Genomic DNA, 25,848 nt, shown 5'->3' with positions numbered 1-25,848 from the left:
TATTCAGCATTATCGAATTAACATGGACGGAGCCTCTGCTCCGTCTTGTGTATAGAACATCTTTTCGGAGTAACAACCTTGCGTTTTGACGAGCTTTCTCTCGACTCACGTCTGATCAACACCATTAATAACCTCGGTTATGAACAACCAACCGAGATCCAGCAAATGTGTATTCCAGCCGCCATTACGGGGCGCGACATCATCGCGTCATCGCAAACCGGCTCAGGTAAGACCATGGCGTTTTTGCTGCCTATGATGCAACGCCTGCTGCGTGAGCGTGCCCGTCAAAAGCGCGATCCACGCGCGGTGATCCTCGCGCCAACCCGCGAACTGGCACGTCAGGTTTATGCTCAACTGCGTTTTTTGCTGGCCGGTAAAAATCTCGATGCCGCACTGCTGCTGGGCGGCGAAAACTTTAACGACCAAATTCGTGCGCTGCGTAAAAATCCACATATCATCATCGCGACACCGGGTCGTTTGGCGAACCATCTGAAAGAGCGCAGCATCTACCTGAACGGGGTAGAAATGCTGATTATGGATGAAGCCGACCGGATGCTGGATTTGGGTTTTGCTGAAGAGCTGAAAGCCATTAACCAATCGGCCGATCATCGCCATCGTCAGACGTTGATGTTCTCCGCAACCATTACGCCTGACGTGGAAGCGTTGGCATTTGCCGCGCTGAAAAATCCACGCCGTATTGCAGTGGGTGATGCGATGGCGCAGCACGCTGACATCACGCAGCGTTTCTATCTGGCCGATCATCTGGATCACAAGCAAGCCCTGCTCTCACACTTGCTGAGCCACGAAGAGTATCAGCAGGTGATCATTTTCACCGCCACCCGCTCTGATACCGAGCGTCTGGCCGACATGCTCAATCAGCAAGGTCTCAAAGCCATTGGCCTGAGCGGTGAGCACAGCCAAAGTGCCCGTAACAAAATCATGGATGACTTCAGCCGTGGCTGTTACAAAGTGCTGGTAACCACCGATGTGGCCTCCCGAGGTCTGGATCTGCTGAATGTCTCTTTGGTGATCAACTTTGATATGCCAAAACAGCCGGAAGAGTACATCCACCGTATTGGTCGTACCGGTCGTGCAGGCAGCAAAGGCAATGCGGTATCGCTGGTCGGTCCGAAAGACTGGGAAAGCTATGAGCGCGTGAAAGCGGCGGTCAACCAACCGCTGGACTTCTCCATCATTGAAGGCCTGACCGGTAAGTTCCAAGGTTTACGTAAGAAAGTTGCTAAGCCGCAGATGAAGAAAACGGCTAAGCCAACCAAAGCGTCAGACAATAAACCGGTGAAAGCCAAACCACGCGCGGCGCGTAAATTCACCGCCGGCGCTGATGCGGGTATGACGATGATGAAGCGTAAACCAAAGCAGCTGATTGTAGAGCGCGCCGATCCGGATCTACCAGAAGAGTAAGCCTTTTACTTTACTGACCACACCTCTCGCGGGAATACGGTACAACGGCTACCGCGCGATGATGGATACACATACAGAAAAGCCCCGCCAAATTGGCGGGGCTTTTTATTCGCTGCGAGCTACGCGATGATTGCTATCTGTAAGCGCTTACAGCGCGCGCAAAATAGCATCCACGCTATCTTTGGCATCGCCAAACAGCATCTGAGTGTTTTCTTTGAAGAACAGTGGGTTTTGCACGCCGGCATAGCCGGTGTTCATGGAGCGCTTAAACGCCACCACGTTCTGTGCTTTCCACACTTCCAGAACCGGCATGCCCGCAATCGGACTGTTCGGATCTTCCAGCGCGGCAGGGTTCACGGTGTCATTGGCACCGATCACCAACACCACATCGGTATCAGGGAAGTCTTCGTTGATCTCATCCATTTCCAGCACGATGTCGTACGGCACTTTCGCTTCCGCCAGCAGAACGTTCATGTGTCCTGGCAAACGGCCGGCAACTGGGTGAATACCAAAACGCACCTGTACGCCTTTTTCACGCAATTTCTGCGTGATTTCCGCCACTGGATACTGCGCTTGAGCAACCGCCATACCGTATCCCGGAGTAATGATGACTGAGCCTGCGCTCTTGATCAGCTCCGCCACTTCTTCAGCGGTCGTTTCACGGTACTCGCCCATCTCTTCATCACCACTGGAAACTGCACCATCGGTACCGAAACCACCGGCAATTACGCTGATGAAAGAGCGGTTCATCGCCTTACACATGATGTAAGACAGAATCGCACCCGAAGAGCCAACCAGCGCACCGGTTACGATCAGCAGATCGTTCGCCAGCATGAAGCCCGCTGCGGCAGCTGCCCAACCGGAGTAGGAGTTCAGCATGGAAACCACCACCGGCATGTCCGCACCACCGATAGAAGCCACCAGATGCCAACCAAACGCCAGCGCAATCAGGGTCATCAGCACCAGAACGAACGTACCACCACCAGCGTTCAAGAACACCAACAGCAGCAGGAACGATACCACCAGCGCCGCCAGATTCAATTTATGGCGATGCGGCAGCATCAGCGGTTTAGAGCTGATTTTGCCACGCAGTTTACCAAATGCCACGATTGAACCAGTGAAGGTCACGGCACCAATGAAGATCCCCAAGAACACTTCGGTCAGGTGGATATTCAGCAGCACGCCTTCGGTCGCGCCGTGGTCAAAGTAGCTGTTAAAGCCCACCAGAACCGCCGCCAGCCCCACGAAGCTGTGCAGTACCGCAACCAGCTCAGGCATCTCGGTCATTTCAACGCGCTGAGCCAGACGGATCCCGATCGCACCACCGATAATCATCGCCAGCAAAATCCAAGCAACACCGGCTGAGTGCGGACCTAAAATGGTCGCCACCAGCGCGATTGCCATACCGGTAATACCATACCAGTTACCGGCTTTAGCCGTTTCATGCTTGGACAGACCGGCCAGACTCATAATAAACAGCACCGCAGCCACAATATAAGCTGCTTGTACCAATCCTTCAGACATGTGCTACCCCTCAGTCCCTTCTGAACATCTTCAGCATACGCTGGGTGACGGTGAAGCCACCGAAAATATTAATACTGGCGATCAATACCGCGATAAAGGCCAAGAACGACACAAAGCCGTGCCCTTGCCCAATTTGCAGCAGCGCACCGACCACAATGATGCCGGAAATGGCGTTGGTAACAGACATCAGCGGGGTATGCAGAGCATGACTGACGTTCCACACCACGTAGTAACCTACGACGCAAGCCAGAACAAATACGGTGAAGTGAGACAAGAAGGCCGCTGGCGCCGCGTTAGCGATCCAACCAAACAGCACAATACCTGCAGCCATCAGACCGTATTTCTTGGCCGGAGACGCCGGTTTCTCTTCTACTTTCGCCGCTTGCGGTTTGGCAGCCGCTTGCTGTTGTGGCTGAGCCGAGACTTTGATCGCCGGAGGTGGCCAAGTGACATCCCCCTCTTTAATCACGGTCACGCCGCGCAGCACCACATCCTCGAAATCGATATTGATGGTGCCATCTTTTTCTTTGCACAGCAGCTTAAGCAGGTTAACCAAGTTGGTACCGTACAGCTGAGAAGACTGTGTCGGCAGACGGCTTGGTAAATCGGTATAACCGATAATCTTGACCTGATTGTCAGTGACAACCACTTTGTCTGCTTCGGTCAGCTCACAGTTACCGCCGGTTGCCGCAGCCAGATCCACAATCACGCTGCCTGGCTTCATGCTGGCTACCATTTCGGTCGTGATCAGTTTTGGTGCTGGGCGGCCTGGGATCAGCGCCGTGGTAATAATGATGTCCACTTCTTTGGCTTGCGCCGCAAACAGCGCCATCTCAGCTTTAATGAAAGCTTCTGACATCACTTTGGCGTAACCATCGCCACTGCCCGCTTCTTCTTCAAAATCCAGCTCGAGGAACTCAGCCCCCATACTCTGAACTTGTTCTTTTACTTCCGGACGGGTGTCAAACGCACGCACAATCGCGCCCAGACTGCCCGCAGCACCGATAGCAGCCAAACCGGCCACACCAGCGCCAATGACCATCACCTTGGCTGGTGGTACTTTACCCGCGGCGGTGATCTGACCGGTGAAGAATGAACCGAACTCATGCGCGGCTTCAACCACGGCACGATAACCGGCAATGTTAGCCATCGAGCTTAACGCATCCAGTGATTGGGCGCGGGAGATACGTGGTACCGCATCCATCGCCATCACATTGATTTTACGCTCAGCCAATTTGGCCATCAGCTCCGCATTCTGGGCTGGCCAGATAAAGCTGATTAACGATGCACCTTCTTTCAACAGAGGAATTTCCGCATCCTCAGGCGCATTCACTTTTAAAATAATGTCAGCGTTCCAGACATCCGAAGTCGGGACAACTTGCGCGCCGGCAGCGACATAGGCTGCATCATCAAAGCTAGCAAGGTGACCGGCTCCCTGTTCAATGACAACACTGAACCCCAATTTCAGCAGTTGTTCCACCGTTTTCGGTGTGGCAGCTACCCGCGATTCATTCGCAAGTCGTTCCTTTGGTACACCAATCTGCATAGTTATTCCTTCAATTGGCATCAGTTAGCGAAAAAAATAATCCGCACCAGTGCCTGAGTCCTGTCACTGGTGTTGTACGCTATCACATCCCCGAAAGGGATTGCCTGCGTTGCTGCAGTTACCCACAGCTCCCCTGCATAGATGTGTCCTCCTTAACCCATAACAACAATAACGTAAGCAATGACAAATAAAATTTCCGAAAGATTATTGCGCAAAAGCTGTAACCACAACGCAACGTCATTCAAAATTTAGAAAATAAACTACTGAAATTATCCGAAGGGATCTACTAATAACAGGTCGAATCAGAAGTTACTGATTAAATTCACAACGAAATGGGGGAAAAGCAACAAAAAAGTGGGCAAATACTCGGCAGTTACATCTTCTGCGCCGGTATCTGACCACTTAGAGAAAAGGAATAAGCACTTTCTTGCAGGTTAGCGTTTAACAAGTTCTATGTGACTATCGAACAAGTTATCGTTCAAAATCAGTTCATTATTTTGCTGTGAGATGTTCAATGACTGACGGCCATTCGGGTAAAACAGCACGACTTCGTGATTTTCATAAATATACAAACCACGGTTTGTCTGTAATTTTCCATCTTTTCCCACACTCTGCGCTTCAAACTGAAAGTCCGGCAGGAAGTTAACTTCAAAACTATGCAAGTGGGATGTCACATCACTGCCAGTGATTTCTGCACTACGCCAAGCGCCGAGCAATTCCGCTGGCGGGAGTTTTGAAAACATCACATTGCCCATCACAAACTGATTTTGACTCAGTTGGAATTGCAGCATCTGCGGTTGATCCCCTTGCGGATACAACGTCAGGTATTCACTGGTAATGTCATACCGCCCCTGCCAGACATCATGGTTACCGTCATCACGCTGCAACACAAAGATAAAATGGTTTTTCGAATCAAAGCGAATCGACATCATACGATAGCTAAATTCGCCCAGTGGGATGGCTTGATTGTCTGGCGCACGCCAGATCCAGTCACCGACGATGTACGGCTCGTCAAATGAGTTGAGAGATTGATCCAGCTCGGCCCGAGCCGGTACAGAAAAACTCATACTGGCACACAGCATCAACATCATCAGTGATCGGAGCATAAGCCCTCCGGTAAGCGCATGGCTGCATAATAGAGACCCTGATATATTGACGTTAGTCACAGATAACTTTTTTCACCGTGCATATTAAAGATATTTTTTGCGAAGGCGGTTTCACCGAGCCGCGCTCACGTCTTTTCTCCGCCTCATCACGCAGCAAATCACACTCATTGGGCAAATCAGGCTGCAAGCAAGCTAAGAAAAACATAAAAGACTGAGGGAAAAGGAAAAAGAACAGAAAAGAAAAACGCCGGATAGCACCGGCGTTTTCGGGTTTACAGCACAACTCTCATCTCTGGCCAGATTAGAGACTTGTCTCTCTACTGGCGGATGTGTCTGTCGGCTTATCTCGTTTGTCTGACGACTTAGGATTTTGCCGGTTGCGCCTTGGCTTGATCTTTAGCCAGATCCAGCGTGATCTTCACGGTTTCATCCATGTACGGATCCGGATCTTCATAATCTTTCGGAATCGCATCCAAGGTCTTCACCGCCGGTTTACCCGCACGTGCCAAACGCTCATTTACACGCTTGAGTCGCAGGGCATCTTCTTCCTGATTTTCTTTCTGCCGCTCAGCCAGATTCAATGAGATCTTATTCTCTTTGGCTTTCAGCGCCTTATATTGGGCAATATCAGCCTGAATATAGCCAAATTCTGGATCTTTGGTGATACGCGACTGATGCTGCTTGGTCAGCTCAGGGACAAACTGCGTTGGCGTACCCGATTTGTCATACGGAGCTGGCTCAATGCTATCCCACGGCAAGGCGTTATCTTCAAACGCTTCGCCAGTGTCCGCCGGATCAACACCGGTAGGCATCACGATATCTGGGATCACCCCTTTGTGCTGAGTACTGCCACCATTAATTCGGTAGAACTTCTGGATGGTGTACTGCACATGACCAAGCGGTTTATCAAACAGATCGTAGATATGGTTCAGTGAACGGTGCTGCTGCACAGTCCCTTTACCAAAGGTCTGCTCACCAACGATCAATGCACGGCCATAATCTTGCATCGCAGCAGCAAAGATTTCTGATGCCGATGCACTAAAACGGTCAACCAATACGGTGAGTGGACCATCATAGTAAGAAACGCCATCAGTGTCCGCATTGACCTTAATACGACCATAGCTGTCACGTACCTGCACCACTGGGCCTTGTGGGATAAACAAGCCACTGAGCGCAGTCGCTTCGGTCAGTGCGCCACCGCCATTACCACGCAGGTCGATGACGATGCCGGATACTTTCTGATCGCGCAGCTCTTGCAGGCGCGCTTTCACATCTTCACTCAAACCCACGTAGAAGCTTGGGATCTCCAGAACACCGATTTTCTGTCCGTTAACTTCTTTGACGGACGCTTTCGCAGCGCGGTCTTCTAAGCGAATTTTATCGCGTACTAGCACCACTTCACGGGCTTTGCTGTCTTTACCCGCAGGCAAAATCTGCAGACGGACTTTGCTGCCTTTCGGGCCTTTAATGAGATCGACTACGTCATCTAAACGCCAGCCAATCACATCCACCATCTCTTTACCTTCTTGACCGACCCCAATAATGCGATCGCCCACGGCAATATTCTTGCTGGACGAGGCAGGGCCTCCGGCCACCAGCGAACGGATCACGGTGTAGTCATCATCGGCTTGCAGCACCGCACCAATGCCTTCCAACGACAAGTTCATCTCGTTGTTAAACTGCTCGGCATTACGTGGGGACAGATAGCTGGTATGCGGATCGATTTCGCGTGAGAACGCATTCATGAACAGTGAGAACACATCTTCACTGTTGGTTTGCGCCAAACGGCGGATGGCAAAGTTATAACGCTTGGTCAGCGTTTCCTGAATGGCAGGCCAATCTTTACCGGCCAGCTTCAGACTTAGTGCATCAAATTTGACCTTTTCGTACCACAGCTTATCCAGCTCGGCTGTGGTGGTTGGCCACGGCGCTTTGGAGCGGTCGAGATCATAGGTCTCGTTGCTGGTAAAGGTCATTGGTTTGTCGAGCAAAGACAGCGCATAGGCGTAGCGCTCATAGCGGCGTTTTTGCGACAAATTAAACAGCGCATACGCGGTATCTAGCTTTCCCTCTTTAAGTTCTTTATCGAGGTTATCGCGCTGTTTGGAGAATTGGTCGATGTCTGATTTAAGGAATACGTTGTGGTTGTAATCCAGCATTTTCAGGTAACGATCGAAGATCTTTTCTGAAAATTCGCTATTGAGATCGAACTGACGATAGTGGGAACGGGTGAAACGGGCTGTAATGCGCTTTTCCGCGGTGGGATGCTGCATTTCAGGGCCAAGCTGGGGAATGCTGCTCAGCGGATACTTAGGCTCAGCAGCGTGCGCCCAGCAGGCCAGCATAAAGCTGGCCGCTAATGTTACTCGAAACAAATTTTTCATGCCTTGCTTCTGTCTCCGCCTCAGGCGAGCAAATGCTCAGCCCGAACAATCATTGCCAAACCGGAGGCCAGCTGGACACGAGCACCGTCTTTGGCTACTTCCAAAACAGTGGCATCCATCAGACCTTTACCGGCACGCACTTTAATCGCCTGACCCACGCTGAGTTGGGCAATTTCGACGCTTTGTACTGGTGTTTCGCTGATTTGCTTCTTCGGCTCTGCCGCAGAGACAGTACGTGAAGATTTAGCTTTACGCGCGGTAGCTGCACGCGCCGGGGTACGCGCTTCGGTGCGCTTCTCCTGACGTGGACGGCGAGGCGCTTTATCACCCTCTTCTTTCTTTGCAGCTGCACGCTTGGCTTTCACCCGTGCTTTCGCTTCTTCCAGTTGCTGGCGGGCATGGTCGATATGCTGTTGATCCAGCTCACCGCAAGCATTGCCGTCTAAGTCAATGCGGCTTGCGCCCGCTTTGACACCATGCAGATAGCGCCAACTGGAGGTATATTGACGCAGAGCTGAACGCAGCTGAGTTTTGCTTACTCGAGCATCTTCACCTAAACGTTCTACTACGTCTTGGAAGATACCAATTTTCAGAGGGCGCGCTTCACCTTCGAGGGTAAAGCATTGAGGGAAACACTCTGCCAGATATGCAATAACTTCTTTGCTGCTGGTCAGCTTCTGTTGATTTTCCATGAAAAGTCCTGAATTACTACTTTTACGCCGACAGGCGCAGGCATGAACAGGCTGTATTATAGTGACCTGCTCCATAAAAGCTACGCATCAGCGTCTAAGAGTAGGCCTAAATCAATCACTATTTTTTCTAAGCCCTGTTGATCCTCTGCACTGAACCGTCCTAATGAGGGGCTGTCAATATCCAAAACCCCACAATACTGCCCGTTAACTTTTAATGGGATCACAATTTCGGAACGACTGCGGCTATCACACGCAATGTGTCCGTCAAAGGTATGCACATCGTCTACCCGCAACGTTTTTTGCTCGGCCAGAGCCGTTCCGCATACGCCTTTCCCTACTGGAATACGGGTACAGGCGATTTCCCCTTGAAACGGCCCTAAGACCAGCTGTTCGCCGTCCAATAGATAGAAGCCAACCCAGTTGATGTCATCCAGCCGACTGTTTAGCAATGCGCCGGCATTCGCCAAAATCGCGATCAGGTTAGTTTCCCCGTGCAGTAATGCACTCATATCCCGCTGTAATTCAGCGTAAAACGCGCTCTTTTCTGACATTGTAGACCTTTGTTAACAACACGTAACGTATAATGCTACGTTATACGAAAATTTATCTGTTAATCAATCCGTAATCGCCTTTTTATGTATCTGTACGCTGCCGAATGACCTACGCAATATTCTTTGACAAATCATCGCCAGCGGGCGGTTGACTCGGTTAAACTAGTCAGCCATGCCAAAACATCATTTATCTCAGCTACGCGTGGCCCGCTGTGGCTATTGCGATTGCCTGCTGCAGATTCCGCCGTTGATGCGCAATCAAAATGCAGAATGTCCACGCTGTATGTCGGTCACCGCATACGGGCGGGATTGGTCATTGAACCGGTTAGCAGCGATTGCACTGGCGGCGTTGATTCTGATGCCGCTGGCCTATACCGAACCGTTACTCAAAATCAATTTGTTCGGGGTCAACATCAATGCCTCCTTATGGGAAGGCTTATGGCAAATGGCCTGGCAAGGTTTTCCGGTCACCGCCACCTTGGTGCTGCTATGCGCAGTTGCCGCGCCCGCGCTATTCGCCGGAGGAATTTTCTATCTCTGGATTGCGCGGCGTTTTCGCTGGTCTTTACGCCCTTGCCTGCTGATCTTAGAAAAGCTCAAAGAGTGGGTGATGCTGGATGTCTATCTGCTGGCGCTCGGGGTAACCGCATTCAAAATTCGTGATTACGCGCTACTCAATGGTGGATTTGGCTTAATTCCGCTGTTTTTGCTCACCCTGCTGATGACGCTGCTGATGATCCACTTTAATCCAGCGCAGCTTTGGCAGCGTTACTATCCACTACCGGTTCCCTCCTCCAACACTCCGCCAGAGCAAATTTTGCACTGCCCACACTGCCATTATTCTGGGCAGCCGAACGTGGCAGGGCGTTGCCCGCGCTGTTTGATGAAAATGCGTTCGCGTTATCAGCAGAGCCTACAAAAAACTTGGGCGGCAGTGCTGGCAGCCATTGTGATGCTGTTACCAGCAAACTTGCTGCCTATCTCTATTTTGTATGTGCGTGGCGTGCGTGCAGAAGACACCATCATGTCTGGGATTTTATCGCTGGTACAAAACAACAATGTGCCGATTGCCATTATTGTGTTTGTCGCCAGTATTTTGGTACCGCTAGTAAAAATTGTAGTGATGCTGGCGCTACTGATTTCAGTGCAATTTCGCATTGGCTGGCAGCGACGCTGGCAATTGAATCTCTTTCGTTTTGTTTCAATCATCGGCCGCTGGTCAATGCTGGATCTGTTTGTTCTGGCGTTGATGATGTCACTGGTCGATAGGGATCAGATCCTGTCATTTACTCTGGGGCCGGCGGCGTTCTTTTTCTGCGCCGCCGTTTATCTGACCATGCTGGCTGCAGAATGGTTTGATACGCGTTTAATCTGGGATGTCCATGCCAAACCAACAACCTCACGCACCTGAACAGCCGCCGATCGCGGCAAAAATCAAAACCAAACGCCGGATTTCACCGTTTTGGATATTACCTGTGATTGCGGTGGCAATCGCCCTGAGTCTGGTGTACTACACGCTACGCGAGCAAGGTGAACAGATTTCAATTCACTTTAACTCGGCCACCGGTATCGTGCCAAACCGTACCCCCATTCGCTTCCAAGGGTTAGAAGTGGGGATGGTGCGTAAAGTCTCGTTGGGCCCTAACCTGCAAGGCGTAACGGTTACAGCCGATATTTACAGCCAAGCGGTGGATACGCTGCGCCAAGGAACACAGTTTTGGTTAGTCACTCCGAAAGCCTCACTGGCCGGGATTTCTGGGCTGGATGCGTTGGTATCGGGTAACTACATCAATATGCTGCCGGGCGAAGGCGCGAGTGTCAGTCATTTCTCGGCTTTAAGTGCGCCACCGCGTTATCGTGAATCAACCGGTGATTTGCTGGTGCACTTGCGCAGTGATGATTTAGGGTCTCTCTCAACCGGCTCGCAAGTCTACTACCGCAAAATACCGGTGGGGACAGTGAATGATTATCGCATCGCGCCGGATAACGAAGGCGTGTTGATCGATATTTTGATTGAGCAGCGGTTCGCCAATTTGGTCAAAACCACCTCCCGCTTCTGGAACACCAGTGGCGTACAAGCCGATGTCAGTTTGTCCGGCGCCAGCATCAAGTTAGAAAGCCTCAATGCACTGATCAACGGAGCCATTGCGTTTGACTCGCCAGCCGATGCACCGCAGGCCTCCGATGATGCGTCCTATCCACTGTATCCCGATTTAGCGGCTAGCCAGCGCGGGATCAGTGTGCACCTATCCTTCCCAAATGCTGGAGGATTAAAAGCCGGTAGCACGCCATTGATGTATCAGGGCTTGAAAGTCGGCCTACTGACTAACCTGGACCTACAAGATGTCAACAGCGTGGCGGGAACCTTGGTGGTAGACCCCTCCATCAAAGATTTACTGCGCTCTGGCACGCATATCAAATTGCAGCGCCCAAGTTTTTCCCTCAGTAATCCCGCTGGCGTGAGCACCTTGCTCACCGGTCCAACCCTACAGCTGATGCCAGGGGAAGGTGCACCGCAACGGCGTTTCACGGTCGTGGATGATAGCCAGCTGCTGCAACAAACCGAAAATTCGCTGCAATTTACGCTGCTGGCTCCGCAGTCATTTGGCGTGGATGTTAATCAACCTGTGTGGCTGAACGGGATCAATATCGGTCAGATTATTACGCGTGAGCTAACGCCAGAAGGCGTGCTGTTTTCCGTGGCGATAGAGCCGCGTTATCGGCATTTGATCCACGCAGATAGCCGCTTTGCCGCAGCCAGCCGAGTTGATGTTCAAGTGGGTTTGGATGGTGTGGAAGTCAAAGGCGCCTCAGCGCAGGAGTTTTTACAAGGCGGCATCAATGTGATAGCCGGCGGTAAAGGCACGCCGAAGACCCGCTACACCCTGTATGGCGATCTGAAAAGTGCGCGCGCCGGTATTGATTACGCTGATCTAAAACCGACCCTGACATTGCAAGCCAGTGAGCTGCCCGATATCCAGCAAGGCTCGGTGGTTTTATATCGTAAATTCCCAATTGGTCAGTTGCTTTCTATCAAGCCAACCGCCAAAGGCGAATTTAATGTTGCGGTATTTATCGACCCACAGTACCGCTATCTGCTGACACCACAGAGCATTTTCTGGGCCGAGGGCGGCGCCAAGGTTGAGATTGGGGCCGGAGGCGTATCGGTACAAGCCACCCCGCTGTCGCGCGCACTTAAAGGTGCAATCAGCATGGATAACGTATCGGAAGCCAGTGCCGGTAAAGGTGAGCTACGCCGCTTGTATCCATCAGAACAGGCGGCCAAAGCCATTGGTCGCCAGATCACCCTTCTGACCGATGATGCTTCTAAGATCAGCAAAAATATGCCGATTCGCTATCTGGGGATCACCGTCGGACAAGTGATTAATACCGAGCTCACCCGTGATAACAACCACGTCGCCGTGCAGGCGATTTTGTATCCTAAATATGATGCGCAGTTTGCTCGGAATGCCAGCCGTTTTACGCTAGTTACACCGGAGATCAATACCACTGGGATTTACAATATCGAGAGCATTCTGACGCCGTACATCAGCGCAGAGCCGGGCAATGGTAATCCGAGCCGCGAGTTTGAGTTGTTACCGCCCAGCATTGTGTCATCGCGTTATCTGGATGGCTTGACGCTCACGCTGGATGCGCCGAATGTTGGTTCGTTGATTGTCGGCACACCTATCCTGTATCGCGGTATGGAGATTGGCATCGTGACCGGCTTTAATCTGGGCAAACTGGCTGATCGCGTACATGTGCAGGTACGTATTAACCGCCGCTATCAGAACCTGATTCGTCAAAATAGCGTATTCTGGCTCAGCTCCGGTTATAACGTTGATTTTGGTTTGTTCTCGGGTGTCGCCAGCTCCGGAACCCTGAATCAGCTGCTGCGTGGAGGTATTTCTGTGGCAACGCCACCGAGCGCGCCACTAAAACCGATGGCCAAAGCCCGTTCGCATTTCTTGCTTAACCAAAAGATGCCGGAGCAAGCCGATAGCTGGCAAACCGCCATCCCGGTTGAATAGCCACGAGGCTACTGCGCGGGTTATGAGCGATGAATACAGAGTGTTAGAGAAGCGCTCACACTGGGGGAACACAGAGGAATAGGATATGCCGCGCTAACGCTTAGCTATGCATCAGATATGGCATTTTGACAATTTTATGCGAAATCGGATGCATAGCTGGATTTATTACGTATCTCCACTACGCTTAGAAGCATGGATACCGCAACGGTTCTCCTGTTTTAATCAGTTAGCGCACGGCTCTGCAAAGAGCCATTCCCCTGGGCCAGATACAGGAATCGTGTCTGGCCTCTTTTTTATCTATATGATTTTAAAGTGAAATTTGACGAATTTTCTTATGCAGTAAGAATTTCGAGTGATTTTAAGTTTTTGATTAATAAAGATAAAAAATTAGTTTTGGAGAAAGAATTATTCACATCAATGAATTTAAATTCACTTTAAGGCGTGATTTTGCATAAAAACAGCCAAAATTTTTGTCCGTAACGACCTCAAAACCTGAAATCAGAAATATACTTAAAATCAATTAGTTATAATTTACTGATAACGCTCACTGCTATTGCTCTTATTTCGACTGTTCAATATCTATGATTCGAGTTTGCGTACAAATACTCGGCAAGGCGCAGACGTCATCGCAGACTGAACATTTAGGTTATTCCCTGCATCGTTCCCTCCCCCGCAAACATAGCCACTCCCCGTTACAATCACTATCCCCTCTCCCTGTGAATACAGAGCTTTAGTGCCGTACCCTGATTGCGTATATATCCATCCTGTCTCACCCCACCTCCCATTTGCAAAAATCTCTGCTTTGCAATCTACGGGGACATTATTTCCGAACGGGTTTGGCAGTACATATCTCGATCCTTTGGTAACTGCCGCAGGAAGTTGAGAGACAACTGTTTCATGCGGCGCACCTGTGCCGACAGTATTCACTAGGCACGTAGATTTTCTTGTCTCTAATGTTGTTATTCGCGACGTTAGCGCCGCAACAACCGTAGCCAGCGCAGCCGCATCAGTAAACCCAACGTTCTGTACCGCTCCAAACAGTCGGACAGCCCAACAACCACCAAGGTTGACCATTCGGTTTTCTGGGCCTACGGGAACTACACGCGAAGCATCAAAACTAAAACCATCAGCTCTAGTACTAGTTCCAAAAGTATCTGCTGTTTTTGAGTAATAATTAACAGTGGAAATGGGAGCGAAGGCGCCGCTCATACTGCCAAATTTAGGCTCATTTCCTCCGGTGGCAGAGCATAGGGCTGTGATATTACGAATAGTGTCATTCTGAATCTCACCATTCGCCGGAGCATTCTTACCGTCACCACGGAATACCGGCGCACCGATTGAATCTTCGAATTTACCGTTATAGTCAGGAAGTCGGAACGTGGTGCGGCCATCTCCTAGCGTATAACAACCACGCTTCGTTGGATCTGATAGCCACTCAGCATCACTACAAACAGGAACCAATCCAGCTTTAATAGCTGTAAGCGCGCTAGGATAAAGCGTTCGTGGTAGTAACTGCCCATCAGCAGGAACACAGCCATCCCACATGGCCTCGCGCTTAGGGATCCATTCAACCGAAAGAACTGGCCTTGCAAGTTTATCAAGCTCATCTCTCAGACCTGCTACGCCACTGATTTGATGAGCCCCACTCTTTAACTCGTGCTCATTTACTTTTTCAGATGCAATTCCCTTCGGATCCACTTCCATTTTTTTAGCGTACTGTGAATGCGGATCTGGAGCCTCGCTATGCTGCAGCACAATAGCTGCTGCAGTGCCCGCGGAATCAGCACCAATCTTTTCTGGCGTTAAGGTCACTGCGCCCTTTTCACCCTGAACGCTAGTGACAGACTCGGTGTTATCAATTTTGTAGTAGCTACCACTCCCCGCTACCGTGTAGATAAGCGTGTCGCCTACACCATAATCTACGCCACCAACTGTGCCACCTTTCGTAACCTTCCAGAAGGTTGGTCGAGCCGTGCCACTTACTTGCACCGGTTGCGGATATACACCAGTAGATAAGTCAGCGGCACCGCCATCAATCAATGCACCTGCGGTTGCTTGCGCCGCTTCTTGCGCTTGGCGAGCATACTCTGCAGCGGCTGCATCATGTTCAGCGGCTGATGCGGCTTTCTGTGTCGCGGTATCTGCTGCGCCCTGCGCCATGCTGGTTTTAGCCGCAACCTCATCGCGCATCTGGGTAACAGCCAGTGTATTGGCCGCTACGGCCTGCGCGTTTTCTGATACTTGCTGCGTCTTGGTGGTTACCGTTTGTGTATTTTGAGCCACCTGTTCGGTGTTGAGTTGAACAGCAGCGGCATTGTTAGCCACTAAGGTCGTATTTTCTGCAACCTGTAGGGCTTTATCTCTGACATCGGCAGCATCTTCCACAATGCTATCTTGCGCTGCTTTAGCAGCATTAGCCGAAGCTGCAGCCTCCTGTGCTTTAGTCTGAGTGACCTGCCGATCCTTTCCTGTAGCTAGAGCATCTTTGGATGCCTGCTCTTTAGCGGCTACCGCAGTTGCCGCCGCATCTGTGGCTATCGTAGTTTTCTGCTCCACTACGACCGTATTGGATGCAACTTGTTCGGCATGTGTTGCTACATCACTGGCCAACTTACTCGTGACTTGCTCACTTTGCTTGGCAGACTCCGCAGCTTTCACCGCCTCACTACGCATACTGTCCACCAGCCGAATGATCTCTGGTGTCAGATCATCCTCAGCAGGCGCCATGAGAAATGTGTTTAAATCACCGGGTAACGAATCAGAATAAACGCAAATTTGCCCTACACGTTCAGGCTCGGCACCGTACACACTCACCGCTACAGCATAAATACCAGGGGCTGCATTAAAACTGTATTCGCCATTGCCACCAGTCACGCACCGATAGGTCGCATGCTTAAGTACTACACTGCTGTTTTTTACGCTGTATAGCGTCAACGTCACACCTGACCGAGGCTTATCATCGGCCGGTTCAACAAGACGCCCAGAGATAAGAATTTTCGAGTACATGAAATTCCCTCTTATCTGATAAGAAAACAAAAACGCCCCCCAGTTACGGATGGCGTTTCTGATCTTGAGATAAATATGAAATCAACAGCGTCGATAGCGATAATGCCGTTTAGTTACGGCACAGCCACATCACGCTTTTGTTACGATCGCTAAGGCAGAAACAGCACCTCTCTCGCCAATTGAGCCAGTAAGGCCGATGTTAACTGCTGTATTAGCTGGAATAGTTGCAGATGCTATCCCTGTGCTGGTTGTCGGTATAAAAATACCCACCGCAGCTGTCCCAGTCCAAATGTCATACACATATCGGCTAGCAGCCACTGTACCGACTCCTGCACCGTTCAATATCGCTGTACCCGATGAGCTATACGTGCCGGATGCAACAATAATCTGCCAAGTCACATTCCTATTAAATGGCATTGCGGGGACATGAATATTAGTTCCAATTCCCATCGCATAAGAGCGCACAATATCGCCCACAATGCTTTCAGCACTAAGCCGCTTGACGGTACATGACTCATCAATCACGACATTCTGGAACAGCCCCGAAGTGGCATTTACTGCACCGGTGATGTTCGCCTTACGAGCATTTAGTGTGCCATCAGGTAGCAGCTCAAATGCAGGCGGAAAGGCGTTACTGCGTATCGTTGCCGCTTCAACTAACCCTGATTTGATGACCGGTGAGTAAATTTCTGTTCCCGCCACCAGCCGATCGCCCTTAATTGTCCCCAGCGCGATTAGGTCACCGTCCATAAAGAGCTTCGGTACCACCCACTCTCTGCCGTCATACATCCGTGATTCTGTGCGCGTGATATGGCCGTTACCGTCCAGCGCGTACACCGTAAAGACGGTGTCCTTACCGGGCAACGTATTAAAGGCTGAGGTAAATAGTGCGTTGGCGGTTTGGGCATCAGAAGGAAACACGCCAGTTTCGGTGCGCAGACGAAATACACCTCCAGCTCCATTCCCCAGATCGTTTTTACTCGATATCGCGGTACCATCCAGCAGCCGCAACTCCCCTTTCACCACCAGCGTTCGCCGCCTGTTATCCCAATAGAGGTTACGCTGCAGCGTCTCTGGGTCAGTAAACGAAACAAAGTCAGCCAGAAAATCTACCGCACTCGCCTCACTTTCTGCCGTGACCGTAATACCCGATACACGCCCTTCCTTGTTGACGACTAAGGCTGCCCGATCGGAAAGCAGAACAATGTTTGAACTGTTCTTTTCCACCATCTGCGACAAGTCTTTCGCCCAGTCCAGCTTGGGGATTTCAGGGCCGATCAGGTTGAGAATATCCTCAGGCTGAAGCTTGGTTTTGATGCTCGCGATCACCAAGGTGGATTTTCCTACCCCGTTCACCGCACGGCAGCCATACCAATATTCAGTATCAGGAACACACTCCTGATCGTTGACTATCATGGCGCGGCCAAGCGGGTCGCTCATTGCCTCAACCTCCGCACGGCTCATGCCTTTAAACCACTCATACTGCGTACCGAGTGCAGTTGGCGGCTGAACTACAGGGCGAGCGGTGACACTGAAGTTGGTTGATCTGAGCAATAAGGATGTTGGGGCGGTTGGTGGTGCAATCGTAAAGGTGCTTTCCGTCTCTTGACCTAGCTGGCCTCCTGCATTTTTACCGCGGATAGAAACGGTATAGTCACCCAGCGGTAAGCCGTAACAGACATACTCCGGATCGGTTGTTGTGTCGCGAAGGTGCAGCTTATCCGCACGACTCAGCCGCACTTCAAAACTAATCCCTTCAATGACTCTAGGCGTTTCCCAACGCATCTTAATCTGATAGCTATCACCATAAGGGAAAGCATCAATTTTCAGATGCTCAACGGGTGGGATTTTGCCGCCGAAAATCGTGTCCGGTTTTGGGTCAAATACAGCGCCAGCATCAACCACCGCCTCTTTGTTCGGTTCGTGCTGTACTGCCTCGATTTTGAATTGTGTCGCGGTATCTGTTTTCTCTTCCGTGATTTTGATGCAGCGAAACAGCCGAGGGCGTATATCGTCACGCGAAAGCGTCCAGATATCACCGGCACACATACCAGTTGGCACATTCCCCAGCACAACGGTGTCCGCGGCTGGCTGACTGAATATTTGAGCCCTGATAGGCTTAGCGTCTGCACCAATCCATGTTAGATACGCTGTGGCACCGCCATCAATTCCCGGTAATTCCACCTCTCGGTCGAGCTGAACGTTTTGCCCTACCACCGCTTTAATCCGTCCGCCAATTCGGATCCCCGCATATCCGCTGTCGGCAATTTGGATAATGTCACCGGGTAAATGCTTCAGACCATCACGGCCAACCGAGAAGGATACGGATTGACGCTCGAGGCGTTCGGTTTCCAATATCCATTTTCCGGTACGGTGCGCTTGGCCGCGAGACGTGCAACCAAACGCTGATACTTCAAGGACGTTCAGCCCATAACGAGCAATAGCCTCGTCATCGGCAACGTACTCAATCTGCGTCTGCCAACCGTTGTCCGGAGAGACATACTGGACGTGAACTGCGGTGTGCCGCGCCTTGCGCGCACTACTTTGATAGGTAAAACGCCCATCAACGACGTTTGCTTCGGTGTACATCCATACCGGATCTGCTGGCCGGTCTTGAATGCAGGTCAGGGATAACCCATCCCAAATCGGCATCCCGCGAAAGACTGAGGCTAAATCACTGAGTACGTCATAGGCTTTGCGCGCATCGGCCAGATAGACATTACAGGTCATCCGAGGTTCTTTATTCCCGTAACCGTCATCCACCCGTTCATCGCAATAACGGCCAATCATGTAGAGCGCAAACTTATCGGCGCCAAATGCTCCTAGCCGCTTCCCAAGGCCCGCTCGTTCGCAGGTCACTAAGTCATAGAAAATCCACGCGGGGTTATTTGTCCAGGCAACTTTAAAATTCCCCGTCCACAGTCCGGTATAGGTGCGGTTGTACGGGTCATAGTTATCCGGAACCTTTACCAGTCGGCCGCGCATCAGATAAGTTCGACGCGGAACACCACCACTAAATTGCTCCGGATCTAATCGCATCCCGACAACTGCCGTGTTTGGGTACGTCAGTTTGGCGTCGATGATTTCGGTGTAGCTGGACCACAGCGTACGATTCTCCAGTTTTGATGAAGAACTGTCTGCCGTTAACCGCACCACTCGCATATTGAATGGTCGTGCCGGTAAGCTCTCTAGCATCACCGAGCGCAAATAGGTGCTACGGGTTTTACCACTGATCACCACTTTCTGCGCCTCAAACCAACTGCCACCAGCCGGTTGTAACTGAACAGATAGCTCGACAGTGGTGCCATACATGTCACCGTCATCTTCCATCTGCAAAAGCGCCTGTACACCAACGGTCACGCGTACGCGGTTGATATCCGGATCCGTAATACTCCGGACCACCGGTTTACCCGCCTTTATCTCAACATCAACGCGGATTTCATTTTCCACTGCGGGAAAACCGGATAGGTAACTTTGGGTCTGCGTACCGGAGCGCCACTCGGCATTCACGCCACTGAAGTTAGCCTCTCCGGATGCACTGATAACTGGGGTATCGTTAAGAAACACACCTTTTAATCCGCCGACCGGCCCCTCGATGGGACCTTCGGAAATCAGATCAATCAGCGATAACACCTGACGAGACTTGAGATTATCCGGTTCTTCATATGGAGTATGCTGACTCCCGCCACCTTTACCCATCGCTTTACTCCGTTGATAAGCCTTGTGACAGCACCTTGCTACCGGTCATCATTTCCCCGTACAGCAACGGGACAAATGAACCTTGTGCAATGGTGTTATCCAAATTGGAAAAGTAGGTGTTTTCTTTGCCGTTATCGGTACTGCGGCTCTGTAATGTCGGCGTTTTAGTCAGCAATGAGGCCACACCGCCCAGCGCCATCGAGGCACCGATCGTCCCCATCGCGGCATAGACACCGGCAGAGATAAACGAAAACGGCGTAAAGAAAGAAACCGCCAGCAGCGCGGTACCGAGAATGGTTTGAAACCAGCCGTTCTTAGCACCACTTACCACCGGCACAATGTGAATTACCGCATCTGCCGGCAACGGGCTGGTCATGCTCGTCACCAAGTCTTGCTCGCCAATGTCATTGCGATTGATGCGCAGCCGGTACCGACCGTTTTGGATATGCGTACGTAGATGGGAGATTTGCCAAGTCAGGCACTGCACAGCTTCAGCGGCTGTGGTTACGGATAAATCAAAGCGGCGACCAAATCGTTGTAAATCGCCGTATAACCGAACGATGGCCATTGTTTATGTCTCCAAACGCTATGAAGGTAACGCGCCCAGAATCCACCAAAGGGATCGCGGCGGCTAAAATGGTTAGGTGGGTGATGCAAGATCATCTGATTACCCAGATAGACAGCAGCATGATTGGCAGCCGTGCTACCGAGGTGGATAAGGAATATATCCCCAGGCTCGGCCTTTTCTACCGGTACCTGATAGAAACCGGCATCGACCATATTGTCCAAGTACAACTCGGCGCCGGTATGCCACCAATTATCCGCTCGCTCGAACTCGGGCAAACGGATCCCGCACAGGTGATAGGCATCGCGCATCAGCGTGTAGCAATCCATTGAACCATGGGAAAAAACACGGCCTGCCAATGCAGGAACCGGCAAGTATTCATGGCATTGCCCTTCACACACGATTATCCATGGGATCCCCATCTGTAATTGCATGTGCCGGTCAGCACTACTCAGACAGGGCAACCCCTCTGGATGACTGTGCACAAGGGCTACCACGCTTTGTCCATGCTGCTCGGCATCAATCCATGCTTGTGGGGCTATCTCAAAGGTACTGAGTGGATCTGCGGCCACGTTTTCACAGGGATAGTAACGGCCATCACTAAGCAAAAAGCCGCACGACTCCTGTGGCTCACATGCCAAGGCATGAGCCAATATCTGCTGTTGAGCCATGATGGATTTACCTGAATTTTGCTGCCGATGGAAAGCCGCCAAACGGCAGAGGGTTGTGAGCGCCAAACCGGAGCTTGCAGCTGCTTAACCGCTTACCGCAGCGGTCGCAGGCCGGATCTGAGGTGGGGTTATCTTTGATGTCAGCAACCGGTCCGCCGGTATACCCACAGTCAGACGAGCGGTACTCAATGGGGCAGATGTCGGCCAGAATGGGTCGGCATGGGATGATTGCTCCATCAGTCTCACAAGGTAATGCCAACTCATAAGAAACGGTCTCGCGGCTCTGCTCAATCATGCGCTCTATCTCGAAGCGCAGAACCACTTCTTGTGTCGGATCCGCGTTCGCATTTCCTTGCGGGAAATTCACGGCATCCAGAAAACGGGCATACACTTGGCGACGAGTCACTACCGCGCCGACCAAATCATCGAACTCAGCGTTCAGGCCGGTAAGAAGGCCACCCACATTCGCCAACGTGAGCTTCGGTCGATTACTGGTCCCTTTAGCATTGCCTTCAAACCCCGAGGCCGAAACCGGAAAGGCCACATAGGTTTGCCCACGCCACACGATAGGCTGGCGCAGTTCGGTCATACCGGCGTAAAAACGGTAAACATCACCACCAAAGGCTGTCATGTCTACGTCATACAGCACCAGCAACGCATCTTGTTCGATGCGCGCCGTTTCGAAAATCATGGCACTGCTGATTTCTCTCACACCACCACCTCATCAAATTCCGCACTAATTTCGGCATACGTGTTGTAGCTTTTGCGTGACCACTTGCGGCATACATATCGCCCTTGCAGCCATGCATCTGGCGGCGTCCACAAAAATGCCCGTACGGCGCCATGGTCAAACAGGAAATTATGTATGGCCGTGATGCGGTCCTTCGTGCCTCGAAACTCCACTCGATATTTGGCTAGCCGGTGATTAATCCCGTCCGGACTGCGCTGTTCATAGCCATCACCAAACTTCACGGCACTAACACGTGGTTCGTGGTTAGCTTCCATAGCCGAGCGCGGTGCCCAGCCAAAAGTATGTAACGCCACTTCTGCCTCCATAAAAAAAGCCCCGCTAGTTACTCGAGGCTCATTGAGTCAGTATTCCACCCGGCCTGCTCTCATCGACCATGGCCATCTGGGCAATCTCATACATCTGTTGCTTCATGGTCTCCGACCAAGATGACAACTGCGCCTGCAAGCCTCCTTCTCCGGACGTTTGAAACGTGTTGTGCAACGTGATCTGTACCGTACGCTGGCCACCGCCTAGCATCTGGGCCGTATCTCGCCGACTAACAATCTGAGCCGGCCCCATGACAAACTCTGGCCCCATCTCCCCAGCGATACCAAAACTACCGCTTGGAATGTACCCGCCAGAATCAAACATGCCGGCAAAAGACGGTATATCCGGTACCAAGTCTCCTAGCCCAGGAGTAGTTGCTGCTCCGATGCCACCACCAAAGCCGAAGAACGACATTGCACTACGAGCAACCCATGCCTTTACCGTCACCTCCACCAGCGTCTGAATCATGGTCTGCAAAATAGTGGCTGAGGCACTACGCATCACATCCGCCAAGCTTTGCGTTCCCATAATTAGTCCGGTTAGCGAGTTAGCCGTTCTATCAGCAACCGCATTGATGGCATTGAGTGATGCCGCATGCCATGCTGACTGCGACTTAAACATGGACTGCTGAATCTCCAGCTCCTGTGCAGCACCTTGTTCCGACATCTGCAGCATTTGATACTGGTATTGCTGCTTCGACATCACCCCATCACGGTAATAGGCGTCATACAGGGCTTTCTTTTTAGAAAGCTCATTTTGTAACGCCTTCAGCGGGTCAAACTCACCTTGCAGGGCATCCAAGGCGCTGACAGCAAAGGCTGATTGCTCCTGCGCTAAACGGCGCATCGCCTCCACTCGAGCTCTCGCGACAGCATCTTGAGACTCCTGTGCCGACATCGCGCCGGCTTTTTGCAGCTCCTTGATTTCCTTCAGAGCCTCCGCTTGGTCACGACGGATAGCGGCCACAGGGGAATATTTGCTCACCAGCGCCAACCGTTCACGAGCGGCGTTCTCTTGAATCAGTGTTCGTAAACTTTCGGTCTGTTTGGTGCTGATTAGCTTGGCCGCCTCGTAACTTTGAATCTTACGCAGCAGTGTTTGCTCATGGTCGGCAATTTGAGCCACTCGGCTCATGGATTCCTCGCGGATCCGCTTAATTTCCTCCTGCGCTTCTTTGGCCGAGCTTTTCGATAAACGGATACTTTCCTGTTTGGCCTTGTTGCTGGCTTTAATCGCCTCTTGCTGGTCAAAGACCGCTTCCGCACTTTGCTTTATCAGTTGGATTTCACGCGGCGTGGCGTCAGTGAGTTTGTCCGTCCATTGTGCAACGTAGCGCTGCTTGTCCGTCATTTTGAGCAGTTCAGCTTCCCGCTGCAGCTTGGCCAAGGTTTCTTCGGCGCCGGCCGATAGCGCCATAACCGGTGAATTAACCAGTGAGATACGCTGCTGCAGAAGGCCATTACCGGTTTTGATGACTTCATTGACCTTGGCTTGCAAACGCGCAGCAATACCGGTTTGCTGATTGTTTTTATCCAACGCAACAAAGTTATCCGCCAAACCTTGCGTCTGCTGTGCGGTGATCATCTGCAGCGTGGACTCAGATTGCGATAACTGCTGATTGGCCTTCGCCAGTTTCTCTTTCAGAACCGCAAGCCGGTCAGCATACATCTGCTGCAACTCCGGAGACTCAGTCAGCCCTTTGGCTCGCTGTATCGCTTGCTGTTGACGCTCAACCTCTTGGGCGGCCTCTTTTGCTTCACGAGTCTGAATCTGAATAGCCTGGCGAAGTTTTGCTGCCGCCGCGCCCAGCTCGATATCATTCATCTTTCTGATCTTATCGACAGCCACCTCAGCACTGCCGGCAAAATCAATCAGGTCTTGGTTCGCTTGGCGCGTCTTTTCCGAATAGGAATACCACGCGGCAGCTCCGGCCATCAGAGCGCCGGTTAACAAGCCAACCGGACCACCAACAAACGCCAACGCTGATTTACTGGCATTCAGTGTGGAGGCAAATATCCGCCCCGTTACCGTTGCTTGTCGCTGCGCTTGCTGCAGCGCCAATGTGCCAGCTTCATTGCGGATCAAGGCTGCTGTGTGTGCGTCAATGGCCTGCTTTTCGGCATACAGAGCAGTCCGAATGACGCCAGACTGCGCCGCCATCTGCGCACGAATAGCGGTTCGGGTTTTCTCCGATTGCGCTGCGGCCAACTGAGACGCAAGATTACTTTGCACCGCCTGAGCAGCTTGTCGCTCTGCCACCGCTTGCGCGCGCAGACGCTCACTGCTCATCACTGCAGCAGCAGACTTTTCCTTAAAACTCGCCGCCGACTCCACGTTCTTAGCCACCAGCTCACTACCCGCCTGCCACGCATCGCGAGAGCTCTTGGTTACTCGAACCAGTCCCTGATGAACCAGCAAGCTCAACGCCGGCAGCGCCACTTGCTCTGCTGAATCAGCAATGCTGTCAAAGTTAGCGTTCAACGTGTTAACCGACTCAGTCACGCCTTGCACGCCGCCGCGCATCGCGCCATTGAGCCGAGTGCCAATACTGAGCGATAACGCCTCTACCGCCGAGCTCAGAGAAAGAATATCCCCTTCGAGATTATTGGTGCGGGTGGACGCTTGATCATAAGCCGTTGTGGTGCCGGTTAACTGGCCCGTCAGCTCTTTTAGCAACTCCTTATTCTTAAGTAACACAGAAGCGGCAGTAATATTTTCTCGCCCAAACATCTGTACCATCTGGGCCGTACCCAGATTCTTTTTCGCCAGATTGTCTAAGGCGCCGGATAACCCCACGACCGATGGCCGCAGGTTTCGGTCTGTTGCGGTATCTAAAATCAGCAGGATGTTACGCAGCGCAGTACCTGCCTCACCGCCTTTGATTTCAGACTTGGCCAGAGTTTGAATTGCCGCGTTCAACTCTTCAAACTGCACGCCCGCTTGTGCAGCTGCAACACCACCACCTTTGATGGCTTCGGTGGTTTCCTGAATCTCTGATGAGCCATACTTAGCACCGGCCGCCAATACGTTGATATAACGGTCTGCCTGCTCGGCACCCGCGCTGTATTGGTTCAACGATAACGCCAAAGCCTTAGTCGCATCCGGCAACGTCATACCCGCCGCTTCTGCCAGTGTGACCGCGCTTTTGGTGGTTTTGGTCAGTGCTTCATTGGACTCAAGCAAATCGGGCTTGGCCGATGCCATCAGCTTAAACGCCTCGGCCGCTTGAGAGGCTGAGAGCGTAGTGGTCTGCCCTATCAGGCGTGATTGCTTATCCAGAAATGCCAGCTGCTCACCGGTCGCCCCCGTGATCGCCGACAAGTCAGATAACGATTTGGTGTAACTGCGCGTATCGCTAATGACGCGGTCAAGCGTAACGCCGGCCACCAGCATGCCGGCATACGATTTTGAAACATCCAGAATGCTGTCCCGCAGCCGGGCATAGCACGCCTCCGACTCCTTGGCCGCACCATCAATGGTCGCGTGGGTCAATTTCACCCTACGCTCGGTATTTTGAAATGCGTCGGCCATATCCCGCTGATAGGTCGCAGCATTGAGGCGCAGTGCCACCGATAAACTGGCAATATCAGACAT

Annotated in this window: 16 protein-coding genes; 3 read left to right on the top strand and 13 right to left on the bottom strand. The window is 51.7% G+C overall.

Features of this window, described 5'->3' with window-relative positions:
• The first annotated feature begins 78 nt into the window (after nucleotides 1-78).
• The gene (locus LQ901_RS04430) at nucleotides 79-1,422 is read left to right on the top strand and encodes a DEAD/DEAH box helicase (RefSeq protein WP_178088378.1); all 1,344 of its coding nucleotides are present in this window, start codon (nucleotides 79-81) and stop codon (nucleotides 1,420-1,422) included.
• A gap of 147 nt (nucleotides 1,423-1,569) precedes the next feature.
• On the opposite strand, the gene pntB is transcribed toward LQ901_RS04430, so the two are convergent.
• The 6 genes from pntB to LQ901_RS04400 all read right to left on the bottom strand — a co-directional run bounded on the left by pntB (nucleotide 1,570) and on the right by LQ901_RS04400 (nucleotide 9,225).
• Nucleotides 1,570-2,946, bottom strand: coding sequence for a Re/Si-specific NAD(P)(+) transhydrogenase subunit beta (pntB, locus tag LQ901_RS04425; protein WP_010863990.1), 1,377 nt, complete (start codon nucleotides 2,944-2,946; stop codon nucleotides 1,570-1,572).
• Between the two features lie 10 nt (nucleotides 2,947-2,956).
• Nucleotides 2,957-4,492 carry a Re/Si-specific NAD(P)(+) transhydrogenase subunit alpha gene (pntA, locus tag LQ901_RS04420; RefSeq protein ID WP_010863991.1) on the bottom strand — a complete coding sequence of 512 codons (1,536 nt, stop codon included), beginning with the start codon at nucleotides 4,490-4,492 and terminating at the stop codon, nucleotides 2,957-2,959.
• Between the two features lie 434 nt (nucleotides 4,493-4,926).
• Nucleotides 4,927-5,598 (bottom strand): hypothetical protein, encoded by a 672-nt coding sequence (locus LQ901_RS04415; RefSeq protein ID WP_010863992.1) that lies wholly within the window; start codon nucleotides 5,596-5,598, stop codon nucleotides 4,927-4,929.
• A gap of 362 nt (nucleotides 5,599-5,960) precedes the next feature.
• Nucleotides 5,961-7,982, bottom strand: a complete 2,022-nt coding sequence (prc, locus tag LQ901_RS04410; protein ID WP_039046728.1) for a carboxy terminal-processing peptidase — start codon at nucleotides 7,980-7,982, stop codon at nucleotides 5,961-5,963.
• Nucleotides 7,983-8,002: 20 nt separating this feature from the next.
• Nucleotides 8,003-8,674 carry an RNA chaperone ProQ gene (proQ, locus tag LQ901_RS04405; RefSeq protein ID WP_010863994.1) on the bottom strand — a complete coding sequence of 224 codons (672 nt, stop codon included), beginning with the start codon at nucleotides 8,672-8,674 and terminating at the stop codon, nucleotides 8,003-8,005.
• An 80-nt stretch (nucleotides 8,675-8,754) separates the two neighbouring features.
• Nucleotides 8,755-9,225 carry a GAF domain-containing protein gene (locus LQ901_RS04400; RefSeq protein WP_010863995.1) on the bottom strand — a complete coding sequence of 157 codons (471 nt, stop codon included), beginning with the start codon at nucleotides 9,223-9,225 and terminating at the stop codon, nucleotides 8,755-8,757.
• 172 nt (nucleotides 9,226-9,397) lie between these two features.
• Here LQ901_RS04400 and yebS point away from each other — a divergent pair, with 172 nt between their 5' ends.
• On the top strand, nucleotides 9,398-10,636 hold the full coding sequence (gene yebS, locus LQ901_RS04395) for a membrane integrity lipid transport subunit YebS (RefSeq protein ID WP_064977958.1): 1,239 nt from the start codon (nucleotides 9,398-9,400) through the stop codon (nucleotides 10,634-10,636).
• Nucleotides 10,608-13,256, top strand: coding sequence for a PqiB family protein (locus LQ901_RS04390; RefSeq protein ID WP_064977959.1), 2,649 nt, complete (start codon nucleotides 10,608-10,610; stop codon nucleotides 13,254-13,256). The genes yebS and LQ901_RS04390 overlap by 29 nt, the downstream gene beginning before the upstream one ends.
• A 579-nt stretch (nucleotides 13,257-13,835) precedes the next feature.
• On the opposite strand, the gene LQ901_RS04385 is transcribed toward LQ901_RS04390, so the two are convergent.
• The 7 genes from LQ901_RS04385 to LQ901_RS04355 form a co-directional block, all read right to left on the bottom strand.
• Entirely contained in the window at nucleotides 13,836-16,292 is a 2,457-nt protein-coding gene (locus LQ901_RS04385; RefSeq protein WP_233671990.1) for a prophage tail fiber N-terminal domain-containing protein, read from the bottom strand.
• Nucleotides 16,293-16,391: 99 nt separating this feature from the next.
• Nucleotides 16,392-19,961, bottom strand: a complete 3,570-nt coding sequence (locus tag LQ901_RS04380) for a phage tail protein (RefSeq protein WP_152136309.1) — start codon at nucleotides 19,959-19,961, stop codon at nucleotides 16,392-16,394.
• Between the two features lie 4 nt (nucleotides 19,962-19,965).
• A complete protein-coding gene (locus tag LQ901_RS04375; RefSeq protein WP_152117520.1) occupies nucleotides 19,966-20,529 on the bottom strand; it encodes a tail assembly protein in 564 nt (187 codons plus the stop codon).
• Nucleotides 20,466-21,197: a C40 family peptidase gene (locus LQ901_RS04370; protein WP_152136310.1), complete on the bottom strand. Its 732-nt coding sequence runs from the start codon at nucleotides 21,195-21,197 to the stop codon at nucleotides 20,466-20,468. The genes LQ901_RS04375 and LQ901_RS04370 overlap by 64 nt, the downstream gene beginning before the upstream one ends.
• A gap of 7 nt (nucleotides 21,198-21,204) precedes the next feature.
• The gene (locus tag LQ901_RS04365; protein WP_230405905.1) at nucleotides 21,205-21,909 is read right to left on the bottom strand and encodes a phage minor tail protein L; all 705 of its coding nucleotides are present in this window, start codon (nucleotides 21,907-21,909) and stop codon (nucleotides 21,205-21,207) included.
• Nucleotides 21,906-22,241 (bottom strand): phage tail protein, encoded by a 336-nt coding sequence (locus tag LQ901_RS04360; RefSeq protein ID WP_230402597.1) that lies wholly within the window; start codon nucleotides 22,239-22,241, stop codon nucleotides 21,906-21,908. Before LQ901_RS04360 ends, LQ901_RS04365 begins: the two co-directional genes overlap by 4 nt.
• A gap of 40 nt (nucleotides 22,242-22,281) precedes the next feature.
• Entirely contained in the window at nucleotides 22,282-25,848 is a 3,567-nt protein-coding gene (locus LQ901_RS04355; RefSeq protein WP_233671989.1) for a phage tail tape measure protein, read from the bottom strand.

Source organism: Plesiomonas sp. PI-19, assembly GCF_021368255.1.
In the GTDB taxonomy this organism is placed as follows: Bacteria; Pseudomonadota; Gammaproteobacteria; order Enterobacterales; family CAMTGL01; genus Plesiomonas; species Plesiomonas shigelloides.
This window is presented reverse-complemented; position numbering and strand designations above follow the sequence as displayed.

Bases quoted from the DNA above. Each gene is read 5' to 3' on its own strand.
- prc (WP_039046728.1), bottom strand. From the start codon at position 7,982: ATGAAAAATTTGTTTCGAGTAACATTAGCGGCCAGCTTTATGCTGGCC.
- yebS (WP_064977958.1), top strand. From the start codon at position 9,398: ATGCCAAAACATCATTTATCTCAGCTACGCGTGGCCCGCTGTGGCTAT.
- pntA (WP_010863991.1), bottom strand. From the start codon at position 4,492: ATGCAGATTGGTGTACCAAAGGAACGACTTGCGAATGAATCGCGGGTA.
- LQ901_RS04390 (WP_064977959.1), top strand. From the start codon at position 10,608: ATGCCAAACCAACAACCTCACGCACCTGAACAGCCGCCGATCGCGGCA.
- LQ901_RS04355 (WP_233671989.1), bottom strand. From the start codon at position 25,848: ATGTCTGATATTGCCAGTTTATCGGTGGCACTGCGCCTCAATGCTGCG.
- LQ901_RS04380 (WP_152136309.1), bottom strand. From the start codon at position 19,961: ATGGGTAAAGGTGGCGGGAGTCAGCATACTCCATATGAAGAACCGGAT.
- pntB (WP_010863990.1), bottom strand. From the start codon at position 2,946: ATGTCTGAAGGATTGGTACAAGCAGCTTATATTGTGGCTGCGGTGCTG.
- LQ901_RS04400 (WP_010863995.1), bottom strand. From the start codon at position 9,225: ATGTCAGAAAAGAGCGCGTTTTACGCTGAATTACAGCGGGATATGAGT.
- LQ901_RS04370 (WP_152136310.1), bottom strand. From the start codon at position 21,197: ATGGCTCAACAGCAGATATTGGCTCATGCCTTGGCATGTGAGCCACAG.
- proQ (WP_010863994.1), bottom strand. From the start codon at position 8,674: ATGGAAAATCAACAGAAGCTGACCAGCAGCAAAGAAGTTATTGCATAT.
- LQ901_RS04375 (WP_152117520.1), bottom strand. From the start codon at position 20,529: ATGGCCATCGTTCGGTTATACGGCGATTTACAACGATTTGGTCGCCGC.
- LQ901_RS04415 (WP_010863992.1), bottom strand. From the start codon at position 5,598: ATGCTCCGATCACTGATGATGTTGATGCTGTGTGCCAGTATGAGTTTT.